The sequence below is a fragment of the Luteimonas abyssi genome, assembly GCF_001482195.1.
Classification (GTDB): domain Bacteria; phylum Pseudomonadota; class Gammaproteobacteria; order Xanthomonadales; family Xanthomonadaceae; genus Luteimonas; species Luteimonas abyssi.
Genome location: NZ_KQ759763.1, coordinates 1,153,048 through 1,166,928, shown reverse-complemented (window position 1 = coordinate 1,166,928; position 13,881 = coordinate 1,153,048). Strand labels below are relative to the sequence as shown.

Annotated in this window: 17 protein-coding genes; 13 read left to right on the top strand and 4 right to left on the bottom strand. The window is 70.3% G+C overall.

Annotated elements, in window-relative coordinates; translation table 11 throughout:
* Nucleotides 1-19 precede the first annotated feature (19 nt).
* The 4 genes from RG19_RS04805 to RG19_RS04790 all read left to right on the top strand — a co-directional run bounded on the left by RG19_RS04805 (nt 20) and on the right by RG19_RS04790 (nt 3,388).
* Nucleotides 20-598, top strand: a complete 579-nt coding sequence (locus tag RG19_RS04805) for an N-acetylmuramoyl-L-alanine amidase (protein ID WP_058834278.1) — start codon at nt 20-22, stop codon at nt 596-598.
* Between the two features lie 150 nt (nt 599-748).
* A complete protein-coding gene (gene tesB, locus RG19_RS04800; RefSeq protein ID WP_058834277.1) occupies nt 749-1,648 on the top strand; it encodes an acyl-CoA thioesterase II in 900 nt (299 codons plus the stop codon).
* A gap of 62 nt (nt 1,649-1,710) precedes the next feature.
* On the top strand, nt 1,711-2,073 hold the full coding sequence (locus tag RG19_RS04795) for a putative signal transducing protein (protein ID WP_058834276.1): 363 nt from the start codon (nt 1,711-1,713) through the stop codon (nt 2,071-2,073).
* A 166-nt stretch (nt 2,074-2,239) separates the two neighbouring features.
* Complete coding sequence (locus RG19_RS04790; protein ID WP_058834275.1) at nt 2,240-3,388, top strand: RNA polymerase sigma factor; 1,149 nt, start codon at nt 2,240-2,242, stop codon at nt 3,386-3,388.
* Nucleotides 3,389-3,666: 278 nt separating this feature from the next.
* On the opposite strand, the gene RG19_RS17875 is transcribed toward RG19_RS04790, so the two are convergent.
* A complete protein-coding gene (locus tag RG19_RS17875) occupies nt 3,667-4,398 on the bottom strand; it encodes an EF-hand domain-containing protein (RefSeq protein ID WP_058834274.1) in 732 nt (243 codons plus the stop codon).
* Between the two features lie 145 nt (nt 4,399-4,543).
* Here RG19_RS17875 and RG19_RS17525 point away from each other — a divergent pair, with 145 nt between their 5' ends.
* Genes RG19_RS17525 through RG19_RS04770 form a run of 3 tightly spaced genes read left to right on the top strand, consistent with a single transcriptional unit; the run spans nt 4,544 to nt 7,052 of the window.
* Nucleotides 4,544-5,110 (top strand): phosphatase PAP2 family protein, encoded by a 567-nt coding sequence (locus tag RG19_RS17525; protein WP_058834273.1) that lies wholly within the window; start codon nt 4,544-4,546, stop codon nt 5,108-5,110.
* Complete coding sequence (locus tag RG19_RS04775) at nt 5,107-5,835, top strand: arginyltransferase (RefSeq protein WP_058834272.1); 729 nt, start codon at nt 5,107-5,109, stop codon at nt 5,833-5,835. Before RG19_RS17525 ends, RG19_RS04775 begins: the two co-directional genes overlap by 4 nt.
* Nucleotides 5,832-7,052, top strand: coding sequence for an endonuclease/exonuclease/phosphatase family protein (locus RG19_RS04770; RefSeq protein WP_082672475.1), 1,221 nt, complete (start codon nt 5,832-5,834; stop codon nt 7,050-7,052). Before RG19_RS04775 ends, RG19_RS04770 begins: the two co-directional genes overlap by 4 nt.
* A gap of 68 nt (nt 7,053-7,120) precedes the next feature.
* Here the strand turns inward: RG19_RS04770 and RG19_RS04765 are convergent, their stop codons facing one another.
* The 3 genes from RG19_RS04765 to purT form a co-directional block, all read right to left on the bottom strand.
* Entirely contained in the window at nt 7,121-7,549 is a 429-nt protein-coding gene (locus tag RG19_RS04765; protein WP_058834271.1) for a hypothetical protein, read from the bottom strand.
* Nucleotides 7,550-7,727: 178 nt separating this feature from the next.
* Nucleotides 7,728-8,837: a LysM peptidoglycan-binding domain-containing protein gene (locus RG19_RS04760; RefSeq protein ID WP_058834270.1), complete on the bottom strand. Its 1,110-nt coding sequence runs from the start codon at nt 8,835-8,837 to the stop codon at nt 7,728-7,730.
* 94 nt (nt 8,838-8,931) lie between these two features.
* The gene (purT, locus tag RG19_RS04755; RefSeq protein ID WP_058834269.1) at nt 8,932-10,146 is read right to left on the bottom strand and encodes a formate-dependent phosphoribosylglycinamide formyltransferase; all 1,215 of its coding nucleotides are present in this window, start codon (nt 10,144-10,146) and stop codon (nt 8,932-8,934) included.
* A 147-nt stretch (nt 10,147-10,293) separates the two neighbouring features.
* Here purT and RG19_RS04750 point away from each other — a divergent pair, with 147 nt between their 5' ends.
* The 6 genes from RG19_RS04750 (at nt 10,294) to RG19_RS04725 (ending at nt 13,640) form a co-directional block, all read left to right on the top strand.
* The gene (locus tag RG19_RS04750) at nt 10,294-11,163 is read left to right on the top strand and encodes an SPFH domain-containing protein (RefSeq protein ID WP_058834268.1); all 870 of its coding nucleotides are present in this window, start codon (nt 10,294-10,296) and stop codon (nt 11,161-11,163) included.
* Nucleotides 11,163-11,435, top strand: a complete 273-nt coding sequence (locus RG19_RS04745; RefSeq protein ID WP_058834267.1) for a hypothetical protein — start codon at nt 11,163-11,165, stop codon at nt 11,433-11,435. Before RG19_RS04750 ends, RG19_RS04745 begins: the two co-directional genes overlap by 1 nt.
* Nucleotides 11,432-11,644, top strand: a complete 213-nt coding sequence (locus tag RG19_RS04740; RefSeq protein ID WP_058834266.1) for a type II toxin-antitoxin system antitoxin — start codon at nt 11,432-11,434, stop codon at nt 11,642-11,644. Before RG19_RS04745 ends, RG19_RS04740 begins: the two co-directional genes overlap by 4 nt.
* Entirely contained in the window at nt 11,637-11,819 is a 183-nt protein-coding gene (locus RG19_RS04735) for a DUF4177 domain-containing protein (RefSeq protein ID WP_058834265.1), read from the top strand. Before RG19_RS04740 ends, RG19_RS04735 begins: the two co-directional genes overlap by 8 nt.
* Before the next feature lie 43 nt (nt 11,820-11,862).
* Nucleotides 11,863-12,915 (top strand): alpha/beta hydrolase family protein, encoded by a 1,053-nt coding sequence (locus RG19_RS04730; RefSeq protein ID WP_058834264.1) that lies wholly within the window; start codon nt 11,863-11,865, stop codon nt 12,913-12,915.
* Between the two features lie 212 nt (nt 12,916-13,127).
* The gene (locus tag RG19_RS04725) at nt 13,128-13,640 is read left to right on the top strand and encodes a DUF3887 domain-containing protein (RefSeq protein WP_157515161.1); all 513 of its coding nucleotides are present in this window, start codon (nt 13,128-13,130) and stop codon (nt 13,638-13,640) included.
* Nucleotides 13,641-13,881: the final 241 nt, after the last annotated feature.

Sequence of the window (13,881 nt, the reverse complement as noted above, 5' to 3'; positions counted from 1 at the left end):
GCACTGATAGCATCGGGACATGACGAGCTCCCGCCCCATCGATCTCCAGCCGCTGCCTTACGTCGAACGTCTGGTCGCACGCGACCCCGCACGGGTCGATCTCGTGGTGATCCACTGCACCGAGCTGCCCGACCTGGCCATGGCCCGCGAGTATGGAGAGCGCGTGCTCTATCCGGATGCCGGCACCGGCGCCAGTGGGCACTGGTACATCGATCGCGACGGCCGACTGGTCGAGTACGTGCCCGCCGAACGCGTCGCACATCACGTGCGCGGCTGGAACGCGGATTCGGTCGGTATCGAGCTGGTCAACCGGGGCCGGTATCCGCACTGGTACCACAGCGACCGGCAAACCATGGACGAGCCGTATCCCGACACCCAGATCGCCGGCCTGCTCGACCTGCTGGCGCAGCTGCGTGCGCGCCTGCCGGCACTGCGCCGGATCGCCGGCCACGAGGACCTCGACACCGAACGCGTTCCCTCCGCCGACGATCCCGCGGTCGAGGTGGCGCGCAAGGTCGATCCCGGCCCGATGTTTCCCTGGGACACGGTACTCGCGCACTGCGGTCTGGAACGCTGGGTCCCGCCCCGCACCGCGTGACGCACCGGACGCCGGACGTGCCCCGCTGCGTCGCGCAACGCCGGCATTGTGCCGCCTCCGGCAACGCGGCCGATGCGAGCGAAGCCGCGTTGGCAGGGCGTGCAGCGGTCGCGCCCTATAATTCACGGTCCCCGCTCGCCCCGCCATCGCATGAACGCGCACGTTTCCGAACTGGTCGACCTGCTGACCCTCGAACGCCTGGAGCAGGATCTGTTCCGCGGCCAGAGCCGCGACATCGGCACCAAGTACGTGTTCGGCGGCCAGGTCCTGGGCCAGGCGCTGTCGGCGGCACAGGCCACGCTCACGCAACCGCGCGCCGCGCACTCGCTGCACGCGTACTTCCTGCGCGCCGGCGATGTCGAACACCCGATCGTCTACGAGGTCGATCGCACCCGCGAGGGCGGCAGCTTCTCGGTGCGCCGGGTCACCGCGATCCAGCACGGCCGGGTGATCTTCTTCTGCGCGGCATCGTTCCAGGGCGAGGAGGCCGGGGCCGCCACCCATCAGCTTTCGATGCCCGAGGTGCCCGCACCGGAAGACATCGCACCCGCGCCCTCGGTACCCGAGCAGGTCTTCGCGACCCTGCCGACCAAGGTGCAGCGCTGGCTCAGCCGCACCGGCCCGTTCGAGTTCCGTCATGTCTACCCCCGTGACGAGCTCGACCCACCCAAGCGCCCGCCTTACCAGCAGGTCTGGTTCCGCCTGAGCGAGCGGGTCGGCGATGCGCCCGAGCTGCACCGCGCCCTGCTCGCCTACGCATCGGATTTCCATCTGCTGGGCACCGCGACCTTCCCGCACGGCATCAGCTACTACCAGCCCAACGTGCAGATGGCCTCGCTCGACCATGCGCTCTGGTTCCATCGGCCGTTCCGGGTCGACGACTGGCTGCTGTACGCGATCGACAGCCCCAATGCCCAGGATTCGCGCGGGCTGGCCCGCGGGTCCATCTACGACCGCCAGGGGCGGCTGGTCGCCAGCACTGCACAGGAAGGCCTGATCCGCGTCGTGCGCGACGCCGCCGCGGCGGCCCAGGTGCCCTCGAACGAGTGAATTGAGAGACTGAAGACGTGAGAGAAGTATTCAGCAGCCCGCGGCTGGAAAACGCGGAAAAAGTGGCCCAACTCCTCGAGGACGAGGGGATCGAGGTACGCATCACCAACGGCCGCTCGTACCACGGCAAGCGCCGCCGTCCTTTCAGCTACCGGGCCAACGGCGGCAACGGCCCGGACGCGGCGGTATGGGTGATCCATTCCGAGGACCAGCCGCGTGCGCGGGAGATCATGCGCGCCACCGGGCTGACCCGGCCCACCACCCGGCCGGTCGCCGATTCGCCGCTGGGCAGCCACCAGGCCGTCCCACCGGCCCCGGCCGACCCGGTCCTCCCGCGTAGCACCCAGCAGACGATCATGCGCTATCGCCGCGTGCTGCTGATCGCCATCGCGATCATCGCCGCCATGGTGATCTACACCTTCTGAGGCCGCAGCGCGGCGCACGTGGCCACCGCCCGGTCATCGGGCTGCCCGGCGGATCGCGGCGACCGCCGTGGACTTCGGCACGTCGGCGCACTGGCCCCCGGCGACGGCGCGGGTCACACTTGCCGCCCATCGTCGTCGGGGAAGGACCGCCCTGCCGGAATGCACCATGGACGCCGCCTGCCCCCTGCACATCGACGACCTGATCCGCCGCGAGCTGCCCGCCGCCTCGCGCGGTGACGCGCATGCCTACGGGCGCATCGTGGCCGCCAGCCAGAACACGGTCACCTCGGTGGCCCTGGCGATCACCCGCGACGTGGGCACCAGCGAGGACATCGCGCAGGAGGCCTTCCTGTCCGCCTGGCGCCACCTGCCCCGCCTGCAGAATCCCAACAGCTTCCTGCCCTGGCTGCGGCAGATCACCCGCAACCTGGCCCGCGACCACCTGCGCGCCAACCGCAACCGCCCGCTCGATGGCGAGGTCGCCGAACTCGCCATCGCGCGGGCGGCCGATCCCGACCATTGTCCCGCCGGGCGCCTGCTTGACCAGGAACGCGACGCCATCGCCGCCGAGCTCATCTCCGAGCTGCCCGAGGACAGCCGCGAGGTCCTGCTGCTGTACTACCGCGAGGGCCAGAACTCGAAACAGGTCGCCGAGTTGCTGGGCCTGTCGGACGCGGCCGTGCGCAAGCGCCTGTCGCGCGCGCGCCGCTGCCTGCGCACGGAACTGCTGGAGCGCTTCCGCGATTTCGCCGGCGGCAGTGCACCGGGTACCGCATTCGCCGTCGCGGTCACTGCCGGACTGGGCAGCATCAGCAAGCCGGCCGCCGCGGCCGGCATGGCGACCACGGGCGGCACCATGGCCGGTGGCCTGGTCGGCAAACTGGTGTTCGGCACCGTCGGTGCGGTGGTGACCGGCGTTCTCAGCGGCGCCCTGACCGCCTGGCTGTTCCGCAAGGTCCTGGTGCGCTACGCCGACAACGATGCCGAACGCAAGGCGATCCTGCGCTGTTACGACCGCTACCTGGTGGTGGGGGCGGCCTGCATCGGCGTGTCCGTCCTCTGCTCACTCGCGTTCGCGTCGCGCGTTCCGATGGCGATCGCGATCGTCGCCTCGCTCGTGGTGCTGAACTACATGATGCTGGTCACCCTGCCCAGGGTGATGAAACCGCTGGCCGCGCGCGATGCCGCCCGCAATCCCGAGTCGGCCTACTGGCGCCAGCTGGGCTACCGGCTGTCGTTCGGCCCGAGTGGCGTCCTGATCAGCAACATCACCGTCCTCGGCGCACTGGCGATCGCGTTCCTGTCCACCCCCTGACCTGTCCACCCTCCGAATGCCGTTCGGAGTGCGCGGCTCGCGCAGTTCGCCCTGGACGGAATGCATGCGACCTCCCCCGGCATTCGGGAAAACCTGTGGCCAGTGGACAGGGTCTTTCCCCGAACGGGACCTCAGGAAAAAAGCACGACACCGATGGGCTTCCTTGTCGCCGACGATCCTGCAGTCTGGCGACGAACGCAAAAAAAGCCCGGGCCATCGTGACCCGGGCGACCCCACAATCCACCATGCGTCCTCAGCCGCGGCGCGTTGCGTCGGCCTCAGCGCGCCGCCGGCGGCCGCAATTCCTCCAGGCTGAGGAAACCGTCGCCATCCACATCGAGCCAGGCGAAGCGGTCTTCGAGCCACGGCATCGCCTCCGCCACTTCGACCCGGCTCAGCCGCCCATCGCCGTTGAGGTCGGCAGCGCGGAAGCGCGCCTCCAGCCGCTGCCGGCGTTCGGCCTCGCGCTGCGGACGCTGCGCCTCCAGCCAGGTGTGCAGCTCGCGACGGTCGAGCACACCGTCTCGATTGGTGTCGATGGCATCGAAATTCGCCAGCAGGTCCGGACGCTGCGGACGCTCGCCGGAGCGTGCGGACCGCGGCCCACGCTCGCGTTCGCCTCGCTGCGCATGCTCGGCACGGTGCGCCTCGCGGCGGGCCTGGGCGGCCTCCAGTTCCGCGCGGCTGATGCGGCCATCGCCGTCGGTGTCCAGACGTGCCAGCCCGTCGACACCCTGCGGGCCGCGCGCGTGCCGCGGCCCCTTGCCCTGACGCGCCTGACGCAACTCGTCCGCGGTCAGGCGGCCATCGCCATCGCGATCGAGCCGTTCGAAATGGCGTGCCAGACGTGGCGACTGCGCCGCCTCCGCACGGTCCACGACGCCGTCGCCGTTGGTGTCGAGCTGCATCGCGCGCGCGTTCTGGCGCGGTCCGCCCTCCTGCGGGGCCGCGTGGGCGCCCAGGCTGATCAACATCGCGGCGGTGGCCGCGGCGAGCATCCGGATCTTCATCGTGTCCAATCTCCAAGAGGCGGCCGTTCCGACCGCAGGTGTCCCATCAACGCCTGCCGCCACGACACGGTTGACCGGCGCGGGCGCGTGTTCAGCGCCTCGACAGTCGCAGGTCGCGCGAACCGCTTCGGTATGCTGCACAGGCATGTCGACCCCTATCGCCCGTCTGGTTTCGATCGCCGGCCATCCGTTGCCGGTGCTGGCGCTCGCGCTGCTGCTGCCGATGGCCGCCGTCGGCGCCGCCGGCACGGCCGGCGCAATGGCCGGCCTGACGATTGCCGGCACCGCCGTGATGGGCTGGTCGTGGTGGCGGGTCCGGCAGGGACGCTGGGCGCATGTGGACGCCAGCCGCGACGGCGAACGCCGCGACCTCAACCGGTTCCTGTTGCCGCTCCTGGCGATCGGCACGCTGCTGGCGCTGCCCGATCCCGCGCTGGCACGACGGTTGGCCATGGCCGCGGCGATCGTCGCCGTCGCCCTGTTGACCACACGCCTGTGCAAGCTGTCGCTGCATGCCGCCTTCGCCGCTTACGCCACGGTGTTGCTATGGGCCTGGCAACCGGTCGCCGGCCTGGCGATGGCGGCGCTGACGGTGGCCGTGGCGGCATCCCGGCTGGCACTGCGGCGGCACACGCCGCGTGATGTCGTGGCCGGCACCTTGGCGGGCGCCCTCGCAGGATGGTGGCCGGTGATCGGAGGCACGGCACCATGACCGTCGACACCGACAGCCTGCGCCTGTTTCACACCGGTACCCATCCTTGCGGCTACTGGCCCGAGCGCGACGCGCGCGATCTGGTGCTGGACCCGCGCGACCCGCGTCTGCCGCGGTTCTACGCCCAGGCGCTGGACTGGGGCTTCCGCCGCTCCGGCGACATCGTCTACCGGCCGCACTGCATCGACTGCCGCGCCTGCGTGCCGGTGCGGATTCCGCTGGCGCGCTTCGCGCCCGACCGCAGCCAGCGGCGCTGCCTGGCCCGCAATGCGGACGTCGAAATGCGTGTGCAACCGGCCGAGCGCAATGACGAGCGACTGGCACTGTATCGCCGCTACCTGCGCGCACGGCATCCGGATGGCGGCATGGACGGCCACGGCGCGGCCGAGTTCGACCAGTTCCTGCTCGGCCGCTGGACCGAGGGTCGCTTTCTCGAACTGCGCACGCGCGAGCGTCTGCTCGCCGTCGCGGTCACCGACCTGGTCGAGGGGGCGCTGTCGGCGGTCTACACCTTCTACGAGCCCGACGAGGTCGCGCGCGGCCTGGGCACGCTGGCGATCCTGCGGCAGATCGAATGGGGCCTGCGCGAAGGCCGGCAGCATCTCTATCTGGGCTACTGGATCGACGGCCACGGCAAGATGGATTACAAACGCCGCTTCCGTCCGCTGGAATCCTTCGACGGCCGCGGCTGGCACGACATGACCGAACCCGAACCCTCCCGATGATCCGATTCCTGCTCCTGTCCGCCGCCGCCCTGTGCCTGTTGGCCGGCTGCGTTCGCGTCCACGTCCACGGCGACCCCGCCGCCTACCGCCGCGCCATGTCCGACGCCGATCTGCGTATCGCCACCTACAACGCGTCGCTCTACGCCGAAACGGCCGGGGGCCTGGTCGCACGTCTGCGCGCCGGCGACGACGACGCCCGCAAGGTCGCCGCCGTGCTGCAACGTGTGCGTCCGGACGTGGTGCTGCTCAACGAGTTCGACCACGACGCCGCCGGCGAAGCCGCCGACGTGTTCCAGCGCCGCTATCTGGAGGTCGCCCAGGCCGGCGGCGGCGAGGCGTTGCGCTATCCGTACCGCTACTTCGCCCCGGTCAACACCGGCGTGGCCAGCGGGCTCGACCTCGATGGCGATGGCCGGATCGGCACCGAAGGACGCGCCTACGGCAACGATGCCTGGGGCTACGGCCTGCATCCCGGGCAGTACGGCATGCTGCTGCTGTCGAAGTACCCCATCGATACGGCGCAGGCGCGCACCTTCCAGCACCTGCGCTGGAGCGAGATGCCCGACGCCCGACGCCCGGTCTGGCCCGACGACGGCCGCCCGTTCCACACCGATGCGGTGTGGTCGCAGCTTCGGCTTTCGTCCAAATCGCACTGGGACGTGCCGGTACGCACGCCCCTGGGCACGGTGCACGTGCTCGCCTCGCATCCGACGCCACCGGTCTTCGACGGCCCCGAGGACCGCAACGGCCGCCGCAACGCCGACGAGATCCGGCTATGGACCGACTACCTGTCGCCCGGCGAGCACCCGTGGCTGTGCGACGACGCGGGCCGTTGCGGCGGGCTCGACGCCGAGGCGCGTTTCGTGATCCTGGGCGATCTCAACAACGATCCGGCCGACGGCGACGGTCGGCACGAGGCGATCGTCGAACTGATCGAACACCCACGGGTCATGCGGCATGCCACGCCCGCCAGCCAAGGTGGGCTGGCCGCCGCAGGCGCCAGGCGCGAAGCCCACGCCGACCGTCGCGGCACACCTGCACACGGCACCGGCGACTTCGGCCCGCGGGTCGGTGTGCTGCGCCTCGACTACGCCCTGCCCTCCACGGGGATGCGTCTGATCGACAGTGGCGTCTACTGGCCGGCCCCGGGCACGCCGGGCGCGGAAATCGTCGACGGCAGCGACCACCGGCTGGTGTGGCTCGATCTGGCGCGCTGAGCGACCGGTCGCGATCGGCATCGGGATTCCAGCCGTGGATACTCCCCGGCGCTGACACCCGGACGCCGTCAGTCCTCGCGCTGGAACCGCCCGCCGAGCGTCAGACCGAGGCTGCAGCCATCGAAGTCGCTCTCCACCTGCGCGACATCGCCGTCCAGCGCCACGACGATGCTGGCCGGCGACGCGTCCAGATCGGCTGCGCTCACGCTGATCGTCTGGCCTTCGAACGGCACCACCGCCGCGTCGATCCGGCCGTCACGCAGGCGACCGCGGGCGTGGACCTCGCAATCGGCCGCGATACCCGCGCCGTCCTCCGGATCGCCTCCCGCATGCAGACGGATCTCCCATGCATCGCCATCGGGCGCCAAGGCCAGGCGGGCGAAGCTGCGTCCCTCGCGCACGTAATTTCCCGCGGGTGACGACACTTCCGCGGCGGACGCGGAGAAGGGATCGTTGGAGGCCGTCGCGTTCGAGACCGCGGCGTTTTCGGCGGACACCTGATCGGATGCAGAAGCTCGCCCGGCGTCCGTCCCCCCTGCAGCAGGGCCCGCCGGTCCACATGCGGCCAGCGCCCCGCCGAGCATGGCGACCACGGCGGCCACGCGCAGGCGATGCACGCCCGGCGGTCGTCTCCGGTCCCAGCATCCAGAAGGCGCTGCATTCGCGACCATGGGGTCAGCCCGCATCGAACATGGCGTGCGCATCCGCGCGCTCGCGGACGAAACGATCGGCCACGCTTTCCTGCGTCGTCACCGGCGCGCTGCCGAAGTACACCAACGCACCGTCCGCCCCGCGCCGGCCGCGCTCGTCGTAGATCGCATCGATCAACGCGCGGTCGTAGGCGTCGCCGTCGGCCGGTGCCAGCCCCTGCGCTTCGACGTCGGCCATCGCGCGGGTGATCGCCGGCGTCTGCGGACCGTGCTGCACCGCCGTGGACCAGACCGCATCGCGGACTGCCGGCGCGTGCGTGCGCAGGTCGATCCCGGTGTTGCGTTCGATGCGGTTCATCTGCACATCGTAATGGGTGCGCTGGATGAACGCGTGCTGGGCCTGGGCGAACGCCTCCGGCTCGCGCGCGGCGATGGCGCGCCAGGCATCGGAGAACGCCGCCGTCCCCGGTGCGGCGTTGCCGAACTCGGCCGCCCAGGGCGCGCCCTCGTTGGCGATGAACTCCTGCGGCCGGCCACGGTTGGTGGCCAGCTGGTAGCTGCCGTAGGACACCCCTCCGGGATCGCCCTCGCCGGTCGAGACCGTGCCGGGGCCGCGACCGCTGGTCTCGTACTGCTCGGACAGTCCGCCGGGCACGTGGTCGTCGTTCGCCGCCGGCGTCTGGCCGGAATCGCCGCTCGCCGGGACGGCACCCGGCGTCGCGATGTCGGACGTCGGAACTCCGGGCGTCGCGACATCCGGTGTCGATGGCGGAAGCGGCGCATTGTGCGCGCCGGGCAACGCGATCAGCTGACCGGGCTCGATCCGGTGTGGATCGGCCAGTCCGGGATTGGCGGCGATGGTCGCCTCCAGCGACGCGCCATGGTCGCGGGCGATCTCCGACAGCGTCTGTCCCGCACCCACTTCGACGCGCCCCGGCAATGCCAACGCATCGCCGGGGTACAGCACATCCGGATTGGCGATCTGCGGATTGGCCGACAGCAGGGCCTCGGGCGTCAGCCCGTACTGTCTGGCGATGCCGCCCAGCGTGTCGTGCAGGGCGACGGTGTGGCGGGGCATCGGCGGCTCCGGCGGCGGCAGCCAGCCAGCACGATCGGTCACGGCGGACACGGTCATGGCGGATCTCCGTAAACGGATGTCTCGCCCGAGTGTCGCCGCTGTCGACGCCGGGATCATCCCGGGGTCGACCCTAGGGGGCAACGCACATGGTCTACACGAGGGCGATATCGATCGCAGCCGCGGCATCCCGCGCCACCGCACGCGCGGTCTCCACGTCTTCGGCGCGCGCCAGGGTCACACCGACCCGGCGCTGGCCTTCCACGCGCGGCTTGCCGAACAGGCGCAACTGGGTCTCGGGCTGCCGCAACGCGTCGTCCACGCCGGAGAACTCCGGTACGCCGTGACCTTCGGCCAGCAGCGCGCACGAGGCCGCCGGCCCCAGCGCGGCGATCATGCCATCCGCACCGGCGTGCACCGGCAACCCCAGGATGGCCCGCGCGTGCAGCGCGAACTGGCTCAGCGTCTGCGACGCCAGCGTCACCAAACCGGTGTCGTGCGGCCGCGGCGAGACTTCGGAGAACCAGACCTCATCGCCCTTCACGAACAACTCCACCCCGAACAGGCCCCAGCCGCCGAGATCGTCGGTGATCGCCCGTGCGATGTCCCGCGCGCGTCGCAGCGCGGTATCGGACATCGGCTGCGGCTGCCAGCTCTCGCGGTAGTCGCCATCGCGCTGCAGGTGGCCCACCGGCGCGCAGAACGCGGTACCTCCGGCGTGGCGCACGGTGAGCAAGGTGATCTCGTAATCGAAGTCGACGAAGCCTTCCACGATCACCCGCCCGGCGCCGGCGCGGCCGCCGGTCTGGGCGTAATCCCAGGCGTGCTGGATGTCGTCTTCGCCGCGCACAAGCGACTGCCCCTTGCCCGACGAGGACATCACCGGCTTGACCACGCACGGCAGGCCGATCTCGGCCACGGCCGCCCGGTAATCCTCCACGGTGTCGACGAACCGGTACGGCGACGTGGGCAGGCCCAGGGTCTCGGCGGCCAGCCGACGGATCCCTTCGCGGTCCATGGTCAGGCGCGCGGCGCGGGCGGTGGGAATGACGCGGGTGTCGGCGCCGGCCTCGGCGAACTCGCGCTCCAGTTCGACCAGGGTCGGGGTGTGGATCGCCTCGATCTCGGGAACGATCAGGTGCGGCCGCTCCTGCTCGACGAGGGCACGGATCGCCGCGCCATCGAGCATGTTCAGCACGTGGCTGCGATGCGCGACCTGCATGGCCGGCGCATCGGCATAGCGGTCGGCGGCGATCACCTCCACGCCGAGACGCTGCAACTCGATCGCCACTTCCTTGCCGAGCTCGCCCGAACCGAGCAGGAGGACGCGGGTGGCGGACGGGGACAGCGGCGTGCCGAGACGGACCATCGGGATTCCTTAGGACAGGCGAAAAAACGGGCGCCCATTGTAGGCGGTGCAACGCAGGCGTCGGCCCGAGCGAATTTGACACAGAGATATCATTTGGATATCACTTGAATATCTGGCCTCATCACCGAGGCCGCTGGAGACGCTGTCATGAAGGAAAACCCGACCCGCTCGCTGCCGGGAATCCCGGTCCTGCTGGTGCTGCTCGCGGTGCTGCTGGGCAGCGCCTATCTCTTCGCCGGCGTCGGCTTGCTCGGTGGGGGCGGCATTGCGGTGTTCGCCGGGGCAATCCTGCTCGGCGCGCTCGCCCTGGGCGGGCTGATGGGGCTGTACATGCTCGAGCCCAACCAGTCGGCGGTACTGAGCCTGTTCGGCAAGTACACCGGCACCGTGCACGACAACGGCCTACGCTGGAACAATCCCTTCTTCACCAAGCGCAAGATCTCGTTGCGCGTTCGCAACTTCGAAAGCGGCCGGCTCAAGGTCAACGAACTCGATGGCAGCCCGATCGAGATCGCGGCGGTGATCGTGTGGAAGGTGGTCGACTCCGCCGAGGCGGTGTTCAACGTCGACAATTACGAGAGTTTCGTCCACATCCAGTCCGAAGCGGCACTGCGCGCCATGGCCACCAGCTACCCCTACGATCAGCATGAAGAGGGTCAGGTGTCGCTGCGCAGCCATCCCAACGAGATTTCCGAGCACCTGAAGGAACAGCTCGACGAGCGCCTGAGCAAGGCCGGCGTGGATGTGCTGGAAGCCCGTATCAGTCACCTCGCCTACGCTCCCGAGATCGCGCAGGCCATGCTGCAGCGCCAGCAGGCCAACGCGGTGGTGGCCGCACGGGCGCGCATCGTCGCCGGCGCCTGCGGCATGGTCGAGATGGCCCTGGCCGAACTGGAAAAGAACGGCGTGGTCGAGCTCGACGAGGAGCGCAAGGCCGCCATGGTCAGCAATCTGCTGGTGGTGCTGTGCGGCGACCGCGGCACCCAGCCGGTGGTCAACGCGGGCTCGCTGTACTGATGCGCGAAGGCCTGCTCCCCGCCCTGGTGATCGCCGCCAGCAGCGTGCCGGCGTTTCTTCTCGCGCAGAGTTTCGCGCGCGAGCGGCGCCGGATGGCGACCCTGCTGCGTCTGGTCGGGCTGGCGATGCTGGCCGGTGGCGCGGGACTCGCCTGGGCCGCCGGCGACCAGAATCGCATTCTGGCCGTGGCCCTGGCCCTGGCGATCGCGGTCAACGGCCTGGGTCTGGTCGTCCTGTTCGACGTAGTGCGCCGTCGGCGCGGACGCGGATGACGGCCAGGAAAAGCTACCCGCTGCGCATCAATGCCGAGGTCCTCGCGGCGATGCAACGCTGGGCGGACGATGAACTGCGCAGCGCCAACGCACAGATCGAATACGTCCTGCGCGACGCCTTGCGTCAGGCCGGGCGATTGCAGGCGAATCACGACGAACATCCAGACCCCGACAAGCATCCAGACAAGGAGCACGATCGCGATGAGTGAGCGTTGGCAGTACAAGGTCGAGGAGATCAAGGGCGGCACGATCATGCGGGTCGTCAAACCTGCGGCGATCGAGGAACGATTGCGTACGCTCGGCCAGCAGGGCTGGGAACTGGTCAACGCCGTCCACGTCACTCAATGGGGGCCGACGCTGCTGTTCCTGAAGCGTCCGGGATGAGGGTTCCCGATGGGCCCGCGCCCAGTCCCGTGACCCTGCTCCCATGAACCCGCTCCCGTTCCGCCACACGTCGTGTGCTCGGCTGCTCCTCGCGGTCGCGGCGGCGTTCGCGACTGCGTCGGCACCCGCGTCGGGCACCCTGCCCGACGCGCACGCCGCGGCGACCGTGGACGCGACGCCCCCGGCACCGGCGGTTCCGCCCGGCATCGAGGTCCGCGACATCGCGATCGGCAACCCGGCACGCGCACTGCCCGGCACGCTGACGATCCCCGCCGGCGCAACCCGCGCGCCCGCCGTCGTGCTGGTCCACGGCTCCGGTCCGCAGGACCGGGACCAGAGCATCGGTCCCAATGCACCCTTCCGGGACATCGCGCACGGACTGGCGGCAAGGGGCGTCGCGACCCTGCGTTACGACAAGCGCACCCGCGCACGCCCCTTCGATTTCCCGCAGGGCGTCACCATCGACAACGAAGTCGTCGACGACGCCGTGGCCGCGATCCTCCTGCTGCGCGCCGAACCCGGCATCGACCCCGGGCGCGTGTTCGTGCTGGGCCACAGCCTGGGCGGCATGCTCGCGCCGCGGATCGCGCAGGCGTCCGACGCGAGCGGCGCGATCCTGTTCGCGGCACCCGCACGGCCGGTACTCGACCTGTTGGTCGAACAGACCGAGCGGGCGATCGCCACTCGCGCAGGGCCGGACGATGCCGGGCGCGGGACGGTCGACAGGTTGCGCCGCTCGATCGCGCGGCTGCGCGCCGGCGAGGCGCTGGCGGACACCGAGTCCCCGCTGGGCCAGCCGGCCTCGTACTGGCGCGATCTCGAATCGGTCGCGCCCGTCGCGGAGGCGCTCGCGCTGCGGAAGCCGCTGCTGCTGCTGCACGGCGGGCGCGATATCCAGGTCACCGACACCGACTGGGCACTCTGGTCCGACGCCTTCGCCGGGCATGACGGCGACGCGACGCTGCGCGCCTATCCCGCACTCAGTCATCTGGGGATCGCCGGCACCGGGCCGGGTTCCTTGCAGGACTACACCGCACCCGGCCATGTCGACGCTGCGCTCATCGACGATATCGCCGCCTGGTTGCACGCGCGATAGCCGCAGGCGCCCGCCGGAACCGGTTACAGCCCCGCACAGGCGGCTCGTCTTCGCCAATGCTCACACGATGCTACCGAAAGACTTACATTCGGCCCGCTATCCTGCGCCCGCAGTCGTCGCCCCAATTCATCGGGCTCCGGCCTCCATCGCACGGCGCGGCAGCCAGTCGACCCGGCTTGCGCCCAGCCCACCCCTCCAGGAGAACCATCCCCATGAAGGCTAAGACCACGCCCTTGATCACCGCACTGCTCGTCGCGCTCGCCACGGCCTCCACCGCATCGGTCGCCGTCGCGCAGACACCGGAAGCGGCGCCGGCGGCCGCTCCGGCCCCCGCTGCCGATCCCGCAGCCGAAGCCGCGGCAAAGCAGCGCGCGAGCGCGACCATCGACCGTCTGGAGGCCCAGCAGTTCGATGCGCTCGCCTCGGATTTCAACGCGGAGATGAGCGCCCAGGTCGACGCCGCCCAACTGCGCGAGGGCTGGACCGGTCTCTCCGAACAGGCTGGCGCCCTGCAGGCACGCGGCGAGCCGCTGTTCCTGCAGCAGGACGGCTACGACATCGTGGTGACGCCGCTGCAGTTCGAGAATGGCGTGCTCAACGCCATCGTCTCGTTCGACGCCCAAGGCGCGATCGCCGGTCTGATGCTGCAGCCCGCGCAGCCGCCGGCCGGTCCGGACGGCCAGCCGGCCGCCCCGCAGCCGGCTCCGGCGCAGCCGTCGTCCTGATCGAGCGCATCGACCGGGCCAGCCGCGCTCCGCGGCGCTACCTCGCATCGCTGGATCCGATGTAGCGCTTCAGGACGCCGCCGCTTGCAGTACCCGATGGGGGCGCGATCCATGATCGCGCCCCCATTCTTTCATCGGCATATCCGTGCGAGCGCATCGCACGTCCTAGATTCGACACGTCGCTCCGCAGAGCGGCAATCACCGCTCGCCGCGTGCCTGCGTAAACCAATGTCTCCGATGT

What these genes read in the sequence shown, in the direction of transcription:
- RG19_RS04805 (WP_058834278.1), top strand. Translation starts at nt 20, where the DNA reads ATGACGAGCTCCCGCCCCATCGATCTCCAGCCGCTGCCTTACGTCGAA.
- tesB (WP_058834277.1), top strand. Translation starts at nt 749, where the DNA reads ATGAACGCGCACGTTTCCGAACTGGTCGACCTGCTGACCCTCGAACGC.
- RG19_RS04790 (WP_058834275.1), top strand. Translation starts at nt 2,240, where the DNA reads ATGGACGCCGCCTGCCCCCTGCACATCGACGACCTGATCCGCCGCGAG.
- RG19_RS17875 (WP_058834274.1), bottom strand. Translation starts at nt 4,398, where the DNA reads ATGAAGATCCGGATGCTCGCCGCGGCCACCGCCGCGATGTTGATCAGC.
- RG19_RS17525 (WP_058834273.1), top strand. Translation starts at nt 4,544, where the DNA reads ATGTCGACCCCTATCGCCCGTCTGGTTTCGATCGCCGGCCATCCGTTG.
- RG19_RS04775 (WP_058834272.1), top strand. Translation starts at nt 5,107, where the DNA reads ATGACCGTCGACACCGACAGCCTGCGCCTGTTTCACACCGGTACCCAT.
- RG19_RS04770 (WP_082672475.1), top strand. Translation starts at nt 5,832, where the DNA reads ATGATCCGATTCCTGCTCCTGTCCGCCGCCGCCCTGTGCCTGTTGGCC.
- RG19_RS04760 (WP_058834270.1), bottom strand. Translation starts at nt 8,837, where the DNA reads ATGACCGTGTCCGCCGTGACCGATCGTGCTGGCTGGCTGCCGCCGCCG.
- purT (WP_058834269.1), bottom strand. Translation starts at nt 10,146, where the DNA reads ATGGTCCGTCTCGGCACGCCGCTGTCCCCGTCCGCCACCCGCGTCCTC.
- RG19_RS04750 (WP_058834268.1), top strand. Translation starts at nt 10,294, where the DNA reads ATGAAGGAAAACCCGACCCGCTCGCTGCCGGGAATCCCGGTCCTGCTG.
- RG19_RS04745 (WP_058834267.1), top strand. Translation starts at nt 11,163, where the DNA reads ATGCGCGAAGGCCTGCTCCCCGCCCTGGTGATCGCCGCCAGCAGCGTG.
- RG19_RS04740 (WP_058834266.1), top strand. Translation starts at nt 11,432, where the DNA reads ATGACGGCCAGGAAAAGCTACCCGCTGCGCATCAATGCCGAGGTCCTC.
- RG19_RS04735 (WP_058834265.1), top strand. Translation starts at nt 11,637, where the DNA reads ATGAGTGAGCGTTGGCAGTACAAGGTCGAGGAGATCAAGGGCGGCACG.
- RG19_RS04730 (WP_058834264.1), top strand. Translation starts at nt 11,863, where the DNA reads ATGAACCCGCTCCCGTTCCGCCACACGTCGTGTGCTCGGCTGCTCCTC.
- RG19_RS04725 (WP_157515161.1), top strand. Translation starts at nt 13,128, where the DNA reads ATGAAGGCTAAGACCACGCCCTTGATCACCGCACTGCTCGTCGCGCTC.